This is a genomic window from Kitasatospora sp. NPDC041988, from assembly GCF_055588525.1.
Genome location: NZ_JBVJCO010000009.1, coordinates 220,545 through 236,393, shown reverse-complemented (window position 1 = coordinate 236,393; position 15,849 = coordinate 220,545). Strand labels below are relative to the sequence as shown.

Here is a 15,849-nt window from a genome sequence, read left to right as displayed (position 1 = left end):
TGTCTGGGAGGGCGAAGAGGGGAGTGTTTGGGGGGGTGAGGTGTGAGAAAGTGACGGGGTGTTGCGGTGGGTAGCCCCACAACCCCCCCCCCCCCCCCCCGTGGGGTCCCCCCCCCCCCCCCCCCCCCCCCCCCCCCGGGACCGCCCCCACTCCCCCACCACATGGAGAGGACCCGCGCCGACATGCGGCTCTACCTGCTCGCCCTCAACCCCACCGACTCGGTCACCCAGGGGTTCCTGCCGGCCGCCGCCCGGCTCGGGCTCGACGTCACGGTGCTGACCGACCATGCCGGACCCCATCAACGCGCCTACGCCGACCTGGAGTTCGCGCCCGAGGTGGTGGAGTGCGAGGTCCGGGACTTCCGTGAGGTGATCGGACTGATCTCCCGGCACCACACCGCCGGGGCCGTCGCCGGCCGAGCAGCCCGAGCCGCCCAGGCCGTCACCGAAGCCGGGGACGGCGCCGACCACGCCACGGGTGTGCCGTTCGCGGTGTTCAGCAACAGCGACCACCTCCAGACCCAGACCGCCCTCGTCGCCGGGTACTTCGGGCGCCCTGCCAAGGACTGGAAGGCCGCGCTGCGGGCCAAGAACAAGGGCGAGCTGCGCCGCCACCTCGCCGCCGCCGGCGTGGACACCGTCCGCTCGGCCGAGCTCGACCCCGGGCAGGACCCATCCGTACTGCGGGAGTCGGACCTCCCCTACCCGGTCGTGGTGAAGCCGCGCGAGGGCGTCGCCAGCGAGGACGTCTCGCTGGTCGCCGACGCCGACGAGCTGGTGCTGCGCTGCAAGGAGATCCAGCACCGACGGCCGGGCGCCGCGCTGGTCGTCGAGGAGTTCCTGAACGGGCAGCTGTGCACCCTGGAGACGCTCGGCGACGGACGGCGCCGCCACGTCCTCGGCGGTTTCCGGACCAGGCTCTCCCCGCCCCCGCACTTCATCGAGGAGGTGCTGGAGTTCGTCCCCGTCCACCCGGCCGCGGTGGTCGACCAGGTGCTCGCCCAGCTCGACGCGATCGGCGTCGGACTCGGTGCCTGCCATACCGAGTTCGTCGTCCAGCCGGACGGCCGGGTCCGGATCATCGAGGTCAACTACCGTGCCATCGGCGATCAGTGCGACCTCATGCTCGCCGAGGTCCTCGGCATCCCGCTGTTCGAGCACATCCTCGCCGCCCACCTCGGCCGCGAACTGCCCGCCGACCTCGCCGAACTCTGCGCCGCCACCCCGCTGCGCGCCCGCAACGAGGTGGTCTGCGCCGACCGGGCCGGCACCCTCACCGCCGCCCCCGGACCGTACGACGAGGAGCGCGACGGCGTCCGGCTCGTCTACCGGCCGCTGCGCCCGCTCGGCGAACGGCACGAGCACTACCGCACCAACCGGGACTACCTGGGCGTGATCTGGGCCGTCGGCCCCGAGCAGACCGCCGTGGACGCCGCCGTCGCCGGCTTCGTCGCGGCCAACCGCTGGGAGATCACGCCGTGAGCACTCCTTCCGCCAGAACACCTCACACGGGGGCCTCCGGAGCTCCTGCCACACCCGGGGCCTCCGGAGCCGCTGCCGTGTCCGACGCCCTGGTCCTCCGGGTGCTCTCCGCCCTGCTGCGCGAGGACGTGCTCGGGCTGCGTACCCGCAGCACCGCCGAGGACCGTTCGGACGGCCGCTGGCTCGTCCTCGCAGACGCCCGCCTCGCACTGCCCGTCGCCGAAGACGGCTTCCAGAGCGAGTACGCGGCCCGGCTGCCGCTACTGGAGCTGGACGGCGCCCGGCTCGACGGACTGGACTCCATCGTGACCGCCCTGGCCGGCCTCGCCGAGACGCAGGACCGGCCCGGCTGGGCGGCCTTCGCCGAGGAGTGCCGGCAGACCCTCGCCACCATGGAGCTGCACGACCGCGCCCAGGCCGGGGTGCACGTCACGCTCACCGACCTGTACGGCACGGACCCGGCACACTGGACCGGCCCCACCGCCGCCCTCGGCCACGACACCCTCGCCGCCTACCTCGACCACCCGGTCTACCCGACCGCGCGCGGCCGTTCCGGCCTCACCGACACGCAACTCCGCTCCTACGCGCCGGAGTTCCACCCGGCCTTCGAACTGCGCTGGCTGGCCGTCCCCGCCGGGGACGTCAGAACGCACGGCGGCCGGCCGCTGCCCAGCTGGTGGCCCACCCCGAGCCGCCTCGGACTCGACCTCCCGGGCGGCGACGCCGCCTGGGCCACCCTGCCGGTCCACCCGCTCACCGTCGGCGAACCGCTGGCCGAGGCGCTTGACGCCTCAGGCCTGGCGGGCCGCGCCGTCCTCGCCGACCGGCCGTACCTGACCGTGCTGCCCACCCTCTCCATGCGGACCGTGGCCGTCGCCGACGACCCCGTCCACCACCTCAAACTCCCGCTCGCCACCGCCACCCTGGGCCGGCTCAACCGCCGCACCATCAAGCCCGGCACGCTGCTCGACGGCGCCGCCGGCCAGCGGCTGATCGAGGCCGTACTGGAGCGCGAACCGCGCTTCGCCGGCCGGATCCTGCACGCCGACGAGCAGAGCTGGGCACACGCCGGACACGAGCTGCTCGCCGTGCTGCTCCGCCGCTACCCCGCGCACCTCGACGGATCCGTCACGGTGCCGCTGGCCGCCCTGCTGGCCCCGGCCCCCGGCGGGCGACTGGTGATCGACCACCTCGCCGACCGCTTCCACGGCGGCGACCCCGTCGCCCTCTTCGACGCCCTGCTGGAGCTGCTACTCGACTGGCAGACCACCCTCTTCGGCTACGGCATCGCGCTGGAGTCCCACCAGCAGAACACCTCGCTGGTCCTGGACGGGGACGGCGGCCTGCGCCTGCTCTACAAGGACGACGACGGGCCGCGCGTCCACACCGCCCGGCTCGCCGCCACGCTCGGCGAACTCGCCTCCGGGCACGATGAGTTCGACGACGCCAGGATCTTCGGCGACGACGACCGGCCGCTGACCGACCTCTTCACCACCATCACCGGCCACCTCTGCACCGGTGCCCTCGCCTTCGGCCTGGCCGCGCACGGCCGCGGCGAACTCGCCGACCTGCTGGCCCTGTTGCGCAAGCGACTGGCCGAGGCCGTCGACCGGATCGGGCCGGCCGGGGAACCCCTGCGCACCGCGCTGCTGGACGCCGAACGGCTGCCGGTCAAGGCCATGGTCACGGCCGGAACCCTGCTCACGAAGCAGCGCTCGGGCGCCGCGGACATCAACAAGCACTACACCGACGGCCCCAACTACCTGCTGCCGCCCGTCCCTTCCCCGCAGGGAAGTCTCCGATGACGGTCGAAGCGCTGGTCCCACACTCCGGGAGCGGCACCGCCCGCACCGACGGGCTCGGCCGGCGCCAGGTGCACGCGGTGGCCGCCTGCTACTTCGTCGCCTCCTTCGCCGCACTCGGCCTGCCGCCGTACCTGACCGCCATCCTGCCCGCGCTCGGCGACCCGCAGGGCCGGTGGGCCGGCGTGCTCTACATCGTGCCGACGGTGTTCAGCGGCCTCGGCGCCCCGCTCTGGGGGCGGCTCGCCGACCGGTTCGGCCGCAAGCGGCTGCTGCTCCGTGCCCAACTCGGGCTCACCGTCTCGTTCCTGCTGGCCGGCGCCGCCGAGAGCCTGCCGGCCTTCACCCTCGCCCTCGTCCTCCAGGGCTTCCTCGGCGGCACCTTCGCCGCCACCAACGGCTACCTCGCCGCCGCGCTCGACGGTTCGCGGCTGTCCCGGGCGCTCACCCTGATGCAGGGCAGCGCGCGGGCCGCGCTGGTCGCCGCGCCGATCCTGGTCGGCGCGCTGTCACCGTGGATCGACCCGCACCGGCAGTACCTGCTGATGGCCGCCCTGCCGCTGGCCGCCGCCGTACTGCTCTCCCTGCTGCCGGAACCGGCGCGGCCGGCCCGGGCGGGCGAGGAGGACGACCCGTCCGGCGACGGGCCGCCCGCCGCCGGCACCGAGCCGGCCGGGCGGGCACCGCTCTCCGTGCTCTACACCTTCGAGTTCGCCTTCGTCTTCGCGACCGTGATCTCCTTCCCGTACCTGATATCCCTGGCGCAGGAGCGGCTGCCCGGGGTCTCCGGCACCACCACCGGCCTCCTGTTCGCCCTGCCCCACCTGTGCTACCTGGCGTTCGCCGCCCGCACCCACACCGCCTTCCTCACCCGCCCGCACACCGGCATCGCGCTCGGCTTCGGCTTCGTCGCGCTGGGCCTGGCCGGGCACGCCGTCGCCCACTCGCTGGCGGCCTTCGTCGCCGTCCGGCTGCTGCTCGGCGCCGGGCTCACGCTCGGCCTGGTCTGCCTCTCGGTGCTGGCCGCCGAGGCCGCCCGCGGCCGGGCACCGGGCCGGATGTTCGGCACCCTCGAATTCATCTCCAAGGGCGGCGCCGTGGCCGCCGGCGCCGTCGCGGCGCTGGCCAACGGCCGGTTCGGCGCCGCCTCCCCCGTGCTGGCCGGCACCGCCGCCGCACTGCTGGCCGCCGTCGCGGCCGCCCTGCTCGCCGTTCCGTCCCGCAAGCGTTGGAGTCACCGATGACCCACGAACTGCCCACCGCGGACCACGCGGTGGCCCACACCCTGCTCAACTGCCTCCTGCGCGAGGTCTCCGCACCCGAACACCAGACCGCCGTCACCGATGGCCGCCTGCTGCTCCGCCTCCCCCGGCGCGGCGCCCTGCTCCGGATCGCGCTGCGCCGCACCTCGCTGCTCGGCGCACACCGCTTCACCGGCCCGGTGGAGGAGGAACAGACCGACGGCTGGGCCGAGTTGGACTGGCAGACGCTGGCCGGGTACGTCCGGGACGAACTGGAGCTGCGCACCGGCACGGTGAACGAGGAGTTCCTCGACCAGTTGACGTCGAGTCACGAGGTGGTCCGGAACGGGCTGGAGGGCCGCCCAGCGCCGGGCCTGGACCGCTACCTGGAGTCCGAGCAGGCCCTGCTCTTCGGCCACCGGTTCCACCCCGCGCCCAAGTCCCGCTCCGCCGAGCACGGCGACTGGCAGTCGTACGCGCCGGAGTCGCGGGCGGCGTTCCGGCTGCGGTACCTGGCCGTCCGAGAGGAGCTGATCGCCGAGGCCTCGGCGGACCGGGCGGCCACCGGACTCCTCGACGGGCTGCTGGACGGCCTGCTCGACGGCGAGCGTGAGGTGCCGGCCGGCTACCGGCTGCTGCCCGCCCACCCCTGGCAGTACCAACTCGTGGCCGACCACCCGCTGTTGCAGGGTGCACTGGAGCGTGGCGACATCCTGGACCTCGGCCCCGGCGGCGCACCGTTCACCGCCACCGCCTCGGTCCGCACCCTGTACGGCGCGGGCGCGTTCCTGAAGTTCAGCCTCAACGTGCGAATCACCAACTGCCTGCGCAAGAACGCCGCCTACGAGCTGACCGGCGCCGTCGCCCTGACCCGACTGCTCGCCCCCGCGCTCGCCGACCTCGCCGAACGCTTCCCCGACGCCGCGATGCTGCGCGAACCGGCCTTCCGTACGCTGGCCCTGCCCGGCGCGGACGGCCGCCCGGATCGCGCACTCTACGAGGGGTTCGGCCTGATCGTCCGCGAGGGCTTCACGGACGTCCTGCGCCCCGGCGTCACCCCGCTGCTGGCCGCCGCCGTCGCCGACGAGCACCCGACCAGCTCCGCCCACATCTCCGCGCTGCTCGGCCCCGACACGGACGCGCAGGACGCCCTGGACTGGTGGACGGCCTATCTGCGACTGCTCGTCCCGCCGGTGCTCGCGGCCTACTTCGACCACGGCGTGGTCCTGGAACCGCATTTGCAGAACGTGCTGATCGGCGTGGACGCGGCCGGCCGGCCGGCCCAGGTGCTCTTCCGCGACCTGGAGGGCACCAAGCTCGTCCCCGATCGCAACGCCGCCCTGCTCGCCGCACTGCCGCCCGAGGTGGCCGGCCCGATGGCGTACGACGCCGAGCGCGGCTGGGACCGCGTGGTCTACTGCCTGCTGGTCAACCACGTGGCCGAACTGCTGGCCGCCCTCGCCGACCTCCACCCGGACGCGGAGGGCGCGCTCTGGGAGGCCGTCCGGCGCGTCCTGGAGGAGTACGCCGCCGCGCACGGCCGCCCGCCCCGGCTGCGCGCCCTGCTCGCCGGAGTGCCGCTGCCCGCCAAGGCCAACCTGCTGACCCGCTGGGAGCGCCGCCCCGACCGCGAGGCCGGCTACGTCCGGCTGCCGTCCCCGCTCGCCCGCACCGTACTCGCGGAGGCCGCGCACCTGCCGGCGCGGGGCGTGCGGACGCCGGCCCCGCGGACCCCGGCCTGGAGCGCCCGATGACCGCCCCCGACCGTGTGGAGGAGACCCCGATGACCGATGCCGTCCGCCGGCACGTCGCCGCGCTGGCGCCGGACGCGCTGCCCGCCTTCGTGTACGACCTCGCGGCGCTGCGCGCGCACGCCGCCGCCGTCCGGGCCGCGCTGCCCGCGCGCGTCGAGCTGTACTACGCCGCCAAGGCCAACCCCGACGCGCCCGTGCTGACGGCGCTGCGGGGAGCTGTCGACGGCTACGAGGTCTCCAGCGGCGGCGAGTCGGCCCACGTCCGGGAGGCCGTGCCGGGCGCGCCGCTGGCCTTCGGAGGGCCCGGCAAGACGCCCGCCGAGATCGTGGCCGCCGTGGACGCCGGGGTGCACCGCTGGCACGTGGAGAGCGAGCAGGAGCTGCACCGGCTCGCCGCCGTACTAACCGACGACCGGCCGCGGGCCTCCGTGGACGTGCTGCTGCGGGTCAACCTCCCGGTGGGCACGGGCGCGTTGGACACGGTGGCGCTCGCGATGGGCGGCCGGCCGACCCCGTTCGGCCTGGACCCGGACCGCGCGGAGGCCTGCGCCCGCCTGCTGACCGATCCACTCGGCCCCTTCGCCCCGCTCCGCCGGCGGCTGCGGCTGCGCGGCGTGCACGCGCACCTGGCCAGTGGGCTGGCGGCGGCGGAGCAGCTGGCCCTCGCCGGGCAGATCGTCGGCTGGGCGGCCCGGCTGGCGCGGCGGCACGCGTTCACGCTGGACGAGGTCAATGTCGGCGGTGGCATGGCCGTCGACTACGACGACCCCGAGGCGCGCTTCGACTGGGTGGCGTTCGGCGAGGGCCTGGGCGAGCTGCTCGACCGGCACCCCGGCCTGACCCTGCGGATCGAACCGGGCCGCGCCCTGACCGCCTACTGCGGCTGGTACGCCACCGAGGTGCTGGATGTGAAGCAGAGCCACGGCGAGGACTTCGCGGTGGTCCGCGGCGGCACCCACCACCTGCGCACCCCGGCCACCCGCGGCCACGACCAGCCCTTCGCCGTGCTGCCGGTCGACGCCTGGCCGCACCCCTGGCCCCGCCCCGCGGTCACCACCGGCCGCGCCACTCTGGCAGGCCAGCTCTGCACCCCGAAGGACGTCCTGGCCCGCGCGTCGACGAGTGCGGAGGGCCTCCGGACCGCGGACCGGGTGCTCTTCGCGATGGCCGGCGCGTACGGCTGGAACATCTCGCACCACGACTTCCTGATGCACCCCCGGCCGGGGTTCCACTACCTGGGCGGGTGACGGAGGACGGCTGACGAGCAACAGATGGCGGGGACGACTTTCAGCTGACAGACTTTGACACCTGTCAGCCGAAAGTCGGCGTCCGGAAGCCGTCGCCCACCCCTGCCCGAGGGGCCGCCGCAGGTCACCACCGCACAAGCGTGCGAGAGTGGTAGCCAGCGAAGGGAGCGCGCACGTGCTGATGGACAGGGTGGCCGAGATCCTCGCCGAGGTGTCGGCCGAGGTGGTGGAGCCGCGGTTCCGGGCGCTGGCCGCCGGCGAGGTGATGGAGAAGGCCCCCGGTGAGGTGGTCACCATCGCCGACCGCGAGGCCGAGGTGATCATCGAGCGGCGGCTCCGCGAGCTGCTGCCCGTCCCGGTGGTCGGCGAGGAGGCCGTCGCCGCCGACCCCGGGCTCGCCCGGGCACTGCACTCCGAGCCGGCCGTCTGGCTGGTCGACCCGGTGGACGGGACGTCCAACTTCATCGCCGGCCGCCCCGAGTACGCCGTGATGGCCTCGCTGGTGCGCGCCGGTCAGACCGTCGCCGCCTGGATCTGGCAGCCCGCCACCGCCACCAGCTACACCGCCGAGCTCGGCTCCGGCGCCTGGCGCAACGGCCACCGGCTCACCCGGACACCCGCACCCGGCGAACCCGCCAAGTGGCGTGGCTCCATCAAGAGCCGCTTCCTGGCCCCGGACCGGCGCCGGCTGATGGAGGCCAGGGCCACGGCGTTCGGCGAGGTCACCCCCGGCCGGCACGCCGCCGGGATCGAGTACCCGGACCTCGCCGACGGCGCCGTCGACTTCATCCTCTACTGGCGCACCCTCCCCTGGGACCACGCCCCCGGATCGCTGCTGGTCACCGAGGCCGGCGGCGTCTCCGCCCGCCTGGACGGCAGCCCCTACCGGCCGGAGGCGCCGGGCGGCGAGGACGGCCTGCTGGTCGCCGCCGACCCGGAGAGCTGGGAGCGCACCCGCGACATCCTGCTCGGCCCGTAAGCCCCGGCAACCACCCCTCGCCCCACCCGGCCTCACCCGGCCCGACCCGGCCCCGGCGTCCGGCCTCACCGGAAGGCAGGTCCCACAGGTCGCACAGGTCGCACCTGTGCGACCTGCCTCACCAGCCGACAGGTCTCACCGGAGGCCCGGCCTCACCAGACGACCGGCAGCCGCTCCGGCAGCCGCTTGATGAACCCGGGCCGCCAGGCCAACTGCTCGACCGGCAGGGCGAGCCGCAGGCCCGGCAGCCGCTCGACCAGGGCCGTGATCGCGATCTCGGCGTGGGTGCGGCCGAGCGCCGAGGCCGGGCAGAAATGGCGTCCGCCGCCGAAGGCCAGGTGCGGGTTGTCGGTCCGGTCGAAGTCGATCCTCTCCGGGTCCGGGAAGACCGCCGGGTCGTAGTTGGCGCCCTCGATCAGGACGAGCACCAGCTCGCCCTCCTTCACCTCCACCTCGCCGAGCCGCACGTCCGCCAGCGCGATCCGGGGCAGTGCGTCGCCGATCGACAGGTTGACCCGGAGCAGCTCGTCCACCGCACGGCCGATCAGCGCGGGCTCCCGGCGCAGCCGCTCGGCCAGTGCGGGCTGCTGGGCCAGGTAGATGATCGCGTGCAACAGGAATGAGGACGTCGAGACGGCACCCGCGCCGAACAGGGACAGCGCGACGGTGGCCAGCAGCTCGTCACCGACCCGGTCCGAGACCTCGGGTGAGCGGCGCAGTTCGGCGAACCGGCCGAGCAGGCCGTCCTTGGGCTCCGGATCGGCGTTGAGCCGGTCCAGCATGTAGCCGAGGTCCTTGTACCAGTTGGCCGCCGCGCCCTCGAACGGCACCGGGCTGGTGAGGAAGGCGACATCGATGCCGGCCATCAGCCGCCGCCAGTCATCGGTGGGGATGCCGAGCAACCGGCAGTGCAGGGCGGCGGAGTAGGGGTCGGTGAAACCGTCACGCAGTTCGCCGGGGGCGCCCTGGTCGACCAGCGCGTCGATCAGCCGGTGCGCCTCGGCCTGCAGCCAGCCGTCCAACTCCCGGTCGGCGCGCGGCGAGAGGGTCTTCATGACGGCGTTGCGCAGGCCGGCGCTGTTGATGTTGCCCATGTTGTTGACCACCTCGGGCGGGATGGTCAGCGCGTACTGGCGGGGGACGCCCGGGTTGGCGGTGTCCTTGAGGCTGAACCGCTCGTCCTCCAGCACCTGCTTGGCCAGCTCATAGCTGCTGACCAGCCAGGCGGGGTCGCCGGTCATGGTGCGGACCCGGGCGACGGGCTGCTCCTCACGCAGCCGTCTCGCCTCCTCGGGAAGGACGTCGCCTCTGCGGGAGAGCGGGAAGGTCAGGTCGGTCACAGGTGTGCTCCAGGTACGGGTGTGGATGCGGGATGCAGGGTGCGGCCCGCGGCGCGCGGGAATGACTCCGGGGAACGCTGCGGGCAAGGGTCGGCAGCTCGGGTTCGGCGGAACGGGCTTCGGCGGCACAGGCTCAGAGCTCAGGTTCGGGCCGCGCGGGTTCAGGCAGCGTGAGCCGGCTCAACGGCAGCGGAGGCAGCGGCGACAGGCGCGGCAGATGCGCCGGACCCGGTCGGCGACGCCGGGCGGACCACCGCGTACCCCTGGCCCGGCGCCGCACGCAGCCCCTCCTCGCGGCCGAACAGGACGGGGGTGAGGGGCAGCTGGAGGTGGTAGCAGCTGACCGAGGAGGGCACGCCGAGCAGTGCCGGGGTGTCCAGGAAGAACGGCAGCTCGGCGGCGATGTACCGGAGTCCGGCGGCGAGTTGGGGCTCGTTCGGCGCCAGGCCCTCGTCCATCCGGGCCGCCAGGAACCCGCGCGCCATGCCCTCGGCGGCCTCGCGGAACACCCCGTCGGTGGCGAGTGCATCCAGAGCCTGCCGGTGCAGCCGCCGGTACGCGGGGTGGCCGGTGAACTCGGAGAGCGCGTGCATCCGGACAACGTCGGGCCGGCCGGCCTCCTCGGCGCCGCGGGCGATCCGCCGGGCGGTGGCCTTGACCTCCTTGGCGGCCCGGCGCTGGGCGTGCTCGGCGGTGTAGCCGAAGGACTCGAACTGCGCCTCGACGTGCAGGTCGGCGTGGACGATGTCGATTCGCTCGAAGAACTCCAGCCCCCACCCGATGAGTTCGGCTATTCGGCGGTGGCTGAAATAGCTGTTTCCCGGGCTGACGCCGATGAGCAGGTGGTCGCCGCGCCGCCAGATGTCCCGGCAGCGGTCGGAGAACGGCAGTGCCTCGTACGTGGCCGGATCGATGGTGACGATGCTTTCGCCCGGGAGGGTTTCGCGCATGCCTTGCCTCCGCTTCGCAGGATTGGTCAAAGGATTGGTCTCACGTGGTTCACGCGCTATTAACCGGGGTTCACCGAAGTGCATGGCGGGTAGGCGGAGTTCACTCGGCTGTACGGGTGAGCTCACCGCATGCGGATGGCGCGTGCCTGGTCAGGCGGCCTGCACCGAAGAGAGCCATGTGCTCTTGGTGGGGCGGCGACCACATAAAGTTACCGCCGATCTTCGGGATCTCCGCAAGCCCTGTCAGGGGGTTGGCGAAATCTGATCACCGGGCGGCCGGAATCGGCCTGCACTCCCACGGAAACGTATGTCCACGGAGGCTTTTCGGGGGCGGCCGAATATCCCCCGGACAGCATGTCACGCCAGTGTGCCTTCCTCCAACATCCCTCCGGGGAAAAGGCGTTGTTTTTGAATGCGCCGCGCTACGGCCGCCGGGGCCCGCTACGCCGGCCGGACGTCCCGGCCGGTCCGGACGATCACGTGCAGCAGCTCGCCGACCTCGGCGGCGGTGGTGTGCGGGTTGAGCAGGGTCAGCTTCAGGCGGACCCGGCCCGGGCCCTCGCCGGGCAGTTCGGTCCGGCCGACGACGGCGCGGCCGGTGCGCAGCAGGGTCCGGCGCACCTCGCCGTTGACCGCGTCGAGCGCGGCTCCGTCCTGTCCGCCGGGCGGCCGGTAGCGGAACACCACGGTGGTGAGGACGGGTTCGACGTGCAGCTCCAGTTCGGGTTCGGCGCGGACGGCTTCGGCGGCGTCCAGGGCCAGTTGGTGGCAGGCGTCGACCAGCCGGCCGAGTCCGGCGCGGCCGAGGGTGCGCAGGGTGACGGCGATCTTGAAGGCGTCGGCCCGCCGGGTGGTGCGCAGCGACTGCCCCAACAGGCTGGGGTATCCGGCCCGTTCGTCGTCGGCCGGGTTGAGGTACTCGGCGCGGCGGGCGAGCGAGACGTAGGTCTCGGCCCGGCGCACCAGGAAGACCCCGGCGGCGGCCGGCTGCCAGCCGAGCTTGTGCCAGTCGAGGGAGACGGAGTCGGCGCGGGCGATGCCGTCGAGCAGCGGGGCGAGCCGGTCGGAGAGGAGCGCGCCGCCCCCGTACGCGGCGTCGACGTGCAGCCAGGCGCCGTACTGGGCGGCGAGGTCGGCGGCGGTGTGCAGGGGGTCGATCGCGCCGGTGTCGGTGGTGCCGGCGGTGGCGACGACGGCGATCGGGGTCCGGCCGGCCCAGCTGGTCTCGGCCAGGGCCCGCGCCAACCCGTCCGGGTCCATCCGCAGTTCGCGGTCGACCGGGACGGGGATCACGGCGCGCTCGCCGAGGCCGAGCAGGGCGGCGGCGCGCTGGACGGAGAAGTGCGCAGCCTGCGAGGCGATGATCCGGGGTGTGACGCCGGCCGGGAGACCGTCCAACTCCACGATTCCGTCGAGCTTCTGGTCGCGGGCCAGCATCAGGCCCATCAGGTTGGACTCGGTGCCGCCGGAGGTCAGCACGCCGGCCGCGTGGGCCGGGTCGTAGCCGACCAGGCCGGCGAGTTCGGCGAGCAGCGCGGTCTCCAGCGCGGTCGCGGCGGGGGCCTGGTCCCAGGAGTCCTGGGAGGGGTTGAGCGCGCTGACGGCGAGGTCGGCGGCGGCCGCGACGGCCAGTGGCGGGCAGTGCAGGTGGGCGGCGCAGTACGGGTCGGCGGGGTCGGCGGCGCCGCGGGTGAGCAGTTCGGTGAGGGTGGCGAGCGCCTGCGGGCCGTGGGCGGCGGCCAGCCCCTCGGTGACGGCGGCGGCGATCTCGGCCGGGTGCCCGGCGGGCAGCGGTCCGCGGCGGCGGGCGGCGCCCGCGTCCAGCGCGTCCAGGACGGTGGCCAGCAGCGGTCCGAGCGCGGCCGGGCCCGCCGCACCGCCGGCCAGCGCGTCGGGCGGGGCGGCCGGGTCGTCGGGGAGGCCGGACTCCCCGGGCTCCTCGGGCACCCCGGAGGGGCCCGGGCCGCTCACCGGGCCTCCGCAACGGTCGCGGCGACGGTCGCGCCGTTGACCGCACGGCCGGCCGCACCCCCGGCCCGGGTGGCAACCCCGGCCCGGGCGGCAACCCCGCCGTCGGCCCGGACGACCGCCGCGATGGCGTCGGCGAGCCGGTCGAGGACGGCGTCGGCCTGCTCGTCGGTGATGGTGAGCGGCGGAAGCAGGCGCAGCACCGCGTCGTGCCGGCCGCCGAGTTCGACGATCAGCCCGCGGGCGAGGCAGGCCTCGCGGACCTTGACGGCGAGCGCGGGCGCGGCCGGGCGGGCCCCGCAGGCGTCCGGTTCGGCGGCCGGGTCGACCAGTTCGACGCCGATCATCAGCCCGCGCCCGCGCACGTCGCCGATCACCGGGAGTTCGCCGGCCAGCGCGCGGAGCCGCTCGGTCATCCGGGCGCCGACCAGCGCGGCCCGCTCGGCCAGCCCGTGCGCGGCGACGTAGCGGAGGGTGGCCGCGCCGGCCGCCATGGCGAGGGTGTTGCCGCGGAACGTGCCGGTGTGCGCGCCGGGGCGCCAGCCGTCGTACTCCGCGCGGTAGACGACGACGGCGAGCGGCAGGCTGCCGCCGATCGCCTTGGAGAGCACCATGGCGTCCGGGACGATCCCGCTGTGCTCGACCGCCCACATCGCGCCAGTGCGGCCGACCCCGGTCTGCACCTCGTCGACGATCAGCGGGATGCCGCGTTCGGCGGTGATCCGGCGCATCTCGCGCAGCCATCCGTCGGGGGCGGGGACGACCCCGCCCTCGCCCTGCACGGCCTCCAGGACCATCGCGGCGGGCCGGACCACGCCGCCCGAGGGGTCGTCCAGCAGCCGCTCGGCGTAGGTCGCGGCGAGTTCGGCGCCCGCCTCGCCGCCGACCCCGAACGGGCAGCGGTAGCCGTACGGGTAGGGCAGCCGGACCACCTCGCCGCCGCCCGGCAGCGGCTCCTTGACGGCGACGTTGCCGGTCAGCGCGAGGGCGCCGGCGGTCATGCCGTGGTAGGCACCGGTGAAGGCGAGGGCGCCGGAGCGGCCGGTGGCGGTCTGCATCAGCTTGAGCGCGGCCTCGACGGCGTCCGTCCCGGCGGGCCCGCAGAAGTGCACCCGGGCCTGTTCGCCGAACTCGCGCGGCAGGCTCTCGAACAGGGCGGTGGTGAAGTCGTCCTTCTCGGCGGTGGCGAGGTCCAGCAGGTGCAGCGGCGCGCCGCTGTCGAGGGTGCGGCGGATCGCCTCCAGGACGACCGGGTGGTTGTGGCCGAGCGCCAGGGTGCCGGCGCCGGAGAGGCAGTCCAGGTAGCGGCGGCCGTCGGCGCCCTCGACGGTCATGCCGTTGGCGCGCACCGGGACGATCGGGAACGAGCGGGCGTAGGTGCGGGCGGCGGACTCGCGGATGCGCTGGCGGCGCAGGATGGCGTCGCCGCCCTGGGCCTGGGCGGGGACGGCAGCGGGCCCGGTGGCGGGGACGGCGGCGAGCGTCAAGGCGAACTCCCAAAAAGTTAGGTAAGCCTAACTTTACTTCCCTGACCTGGCCGGATATGCCCGGAGCCACGAGAACCACCCATGCGGGTGACACAGGGCCCGATATCCCAACGAGCGGCCGGGCCGGAGGTTACGGCCCGCGCGCTACCCTCACCCCCATGCCACCCTCCCCCTCCTCCCCCCACGACGCCGCGGATCACACCGTCGGCGCCGCCGATCACGCCGCCGACGCCGCCGGACTCGCCGCGGAACACCCCGAGTACGCCGCCGAACTGGCCCGCACCCGCGAGTTCTTCGCCGCCCGCGCCGCCGGCTGGGACGACCGCTTCCCCGACGACGGCCCGCGCTACGCCGCCGCGATCGCCGGACTCAACCTGCAAGCGGGCGACTCCGTCCTCGACGCCGGCTGCGGCACCGGCCGCGCACTCCCCCTGCTGCGCGCGGCGGTCGGCCCCGAAGGCCGGGTGTTCGGCGCCGACGTCACCCCCGAGATGCTGCACGAGGCCGGCGCCCGCCACCCCGGCACCGCCGCCCTGCTGCTCGCCGACTGCGCCCGCCTCCCCCTCCCCGACGCCACCCTCGACGCGGTCTTCGCCGCCGGCCTGATCTCCCACCTCCCCGACCCGGCCCGCACCCTGCAGGAACTCGCCCGCATCTCCCGCCCCGGCGCCACGCTCGCCCTCTTCCACCCCATCGGCCGCGCCGCCCTCGCCGCCCGCCACGGCCGCGAACTCACCCCCGACGACCTCCGCGCCGAGCCCAGCCTCCGCCCACTCCTGACCGCCACCGGCTGGCAGCTGGACACATACACGGACACGGCGGACCAGTACCTCGTGCTGGCGACCCGAGTCATCCCGTAGTTGACACCGCCGGTGGTAACCTGGCCGCATGTCCGAGCCGATGGATGCCGCGCCGGCCTCGCGCCCGGTGAAGAAGTACAGCGTTTCCATGCCCGAGGACGTGGCCGAGGAGGTCCGCGCCCGCGTAGGGAAGGGATCATTCAGCGCTTATGTCACCGCTGCGGTCAGACAGGCGATAGAACGCGAGCACCTGGCCGAACTGATCGACGACTACGTCCGTCGCAACGGCGAGATCCCCGAAACCGCCCGCGCCCAGGCTGCCCGCGAGGCCGAAGAAGCGGAGCGGAGGTACACCCAGTGGCTCGCCGAACAGGAAACGCGGGAGTCCCTGGCAAGCTGATGCCCGGGGCGCTCGTGCTTGACAGCCAGGGCCTGTCCCTTGCCGTCGCCGAAGATCCACTCGTGATGGCCCGAATCGACCACGCCAAGACGCACGGCGCCAGGGTGGTCGTCAGCACGATCACCCTGATCGACGCGATGAACCCGCAGCAGCCGCAGCCCCGTTGGGACTTCGTCGTCTCCCGCCTCAACGTCGAGGAGGTGACCCGACAGTTGACTCACCAGGCAATGACACTCCTCAGGACGGCTGGGCTGCACGGCCACAAGTACGCGATCGACGCTGTCGTCGCGGCCACCGCAATGGCCCAGCCCGGACCCGTCAGGCTCCTCACCAGCGACATCGACGACATGGCGAAGCTCTGCGACAAGCGGATCATGCTGATCGCGGTCTGACCAGACC

General features: G+C 74.2%; 13 protein-coding genes. 9 read left to right on the top strand and 4 right to left on the bottom strand.

Features of this window, described 5'->3' with window-relative positions; genetic code table 11:
* Positions 1-183: 183 nt before the first annotated feature.
* The 6 genes from ACZ6NC_RS12470 to ACZ6NC_RS12445 all read left to right on the top strand — a co-directional run bounded on the left by ACZ6NC_RS12470 (position 184) and on the right by ACZ6NC_RS12445 (position 8,505).
* Complete coding sequence (locus ACZ6NC_RS12470; protein ID WP_465731762.1) at positions 184-1,482, top strand: ATP-grasp domain-containing protein; 1,299 nt, start codon at positions 184-186, stop codon at positions 1,480-1,482.
* 77 nt (positions 1,483-1,559) lie between these two features.
* Entirely contained in the window at positions 1,560-3,287 is a 1,728-nt protein-coding gene (locus ACZ6NC_RS12465) for an IucA/IucC family protein (RefSeq protein WP_465731730.1), read from the top strand.
* On the top strand, positions 3,284-4,528 hold the full coding sequence (locus ACZ6NC_RS12460) for an MFS transporter (protein ID WP_465731728.1): 1,245 nt from the start codon (positions 3,284-3,286) through the stop codon (positions 4,526-4,528). The genes ACZ6NC_RS12465 and ACZ6NC_RS12460 overlap by 4 nt, the downstream gene beginning before the upstream one ends.
* Positions 4,525-6,279, top strand: coding sequence for an IucA/IucC family protein (locus tag ACZ6NC_RS12455; protein ID WP_465731726.1), 1,755 nt, complete (start codon positions 4,525-4,527; stop codon positions 6,277-6,279). The genes ACZ6NC_RS12460 and ACZ6NC_RS12455 overlap by 4 nt, the downstream gene beginning before the upstream one ends.
* A gap of 29 nt (positions 6,280-6,308) precedes the next feature.
* Positions 6,309-7,526: an alanine racemase gene (locus ACZ6NC_RS12450; RefSeq protein WP_465731724.1), complete on the top strand. Its 1,218-nt coding sequence runs from the start codon at positions 6,309-6,311 to the stop codon at positions 7,524-7,526.
* A 181-nt stretch (positions 7,527-7,707) separates the two neighbouring features.
* Positions 7,708-8,505 (top strand): inositol monophosphatase family protein, encoded by a 798-nt coding sequence (locus tag ACZ6NC_RS12445; RefSeq protein WP_465731760.1) that lies wholly within the window; start codon positions 7,708-7,710, stop codon positions 8,503-8,505.
* 152 nt (positions 8,506-8,657) lie between these two features.
* Here the strand turns inward: ACZ6NC_RS12445 and ACZ6NC_RS12440 are convergent, their stop codons facing one another.
* The 4 genes from ACZ6NC_RS12440 to ACZ6NC_RS12425 all read right to left on the bottom strand — a co-directional run bounded on the left by ACZ6NC_RS12440 (position 8,658) and on the right by ACZ6NC_RS12425 (position 14,250).
* Positions 8,658-9,845, bottom strand: a complete 1,188-nt coding sequence (locus ACZ6NC_RS12440) for a cytochrome P450 (RefSeq protein ID WP_465731722.1) — start codon at positions 9,843-9,845, stop codon at positions 8,658-8,660.
* Positions 9,846-10,006: 161 nt separating this feature from the next.
* A complete protein-coding gene (locus ACZ6NC_RS12435) occupies positions 10,007-10,795 on the bottom strand; it encodes a tRNA-dependent cyclodipeptide synthase (protein ID WP_465731720.1) in 789 nt (262 codons plus the stop codon).
* Positions 10,796-11,236: 441 nt separating this feature from the next.
* A complete protein-coding gene (locus ACZ6NC_RS12430; RefSeq protein WP_465731718.1) occupies positions 11,237-12,766 on the bottom strand; it encodes a pyridoxal phosphate-dependent decarboxylase family protein in 1,530 nt (509 codons plus the stop codon).
* Positions 12,763-14,250, bottom strand: coding sequence for a diaminobutyrate--2-oxoglutarate transaminase family protein (locus ACZ6NC_RS12425; protein ID WP_465731716.1), 1,488 nt, complete (start codon positions 14,248-14,250; stop codon positions 12,763-12,765). The genes ACZ6NC_RS12430 and ACZ6NC_RS12425 overlap by 4 nt, the downstream gene beginning before the upstream one ends.
* Before the next feature lie 158 nt (positions 14,251-14,408).
* On the opposite strand from ACZ6NC_RS12425, the gene ACZ6NC_RS12420 reads away from it, so the two are divergent.
* The 3 genes from ACZ6NC_RS12420 (at position 14,409) to ACZ6NC_RS12410 (ending at position 15,842) form a co-directional block, all read left to right on the top strand.
* A complete protein-coding gene (locus ACZ6NC_RS12420; RefSeq protein ID WP_465731714.1) occupies positions 14,409-15,110 on the top strand; it encodes a class I SAM-dependent methyltransferase in 702 nt (233 codons plus the stop codon).
* A gap of 28 nt (positions 15,111-15,138) precedes the next feature.
* Positions 15,139-15,450: a hypothetical protein gene (locus ACZ6NC_RS12415; RefSeq protein WP_465731712.1), complete on the top strand. Its 312-nt coding sequence runs from the start codon at positions 15,139-15,141 to the stop codon at positions 15,448-15,450.
* A 65-nt stretch (positions 15,451-15,515) separates the two neighbouring features.
* Positions 15,516-15,842, top strand: a complete 327-nt coding sequence (locus ACZ6NC_RS12410) for a DNA-binding protein (RefSeq protein ID WP_465731758.1) — start codon at positions 15,516-15,518, stop codon at positions 15,840-15,842.
* The last annotated feature ends 7 nt before the right edge of the window (positions 15,843-15,849 follow it).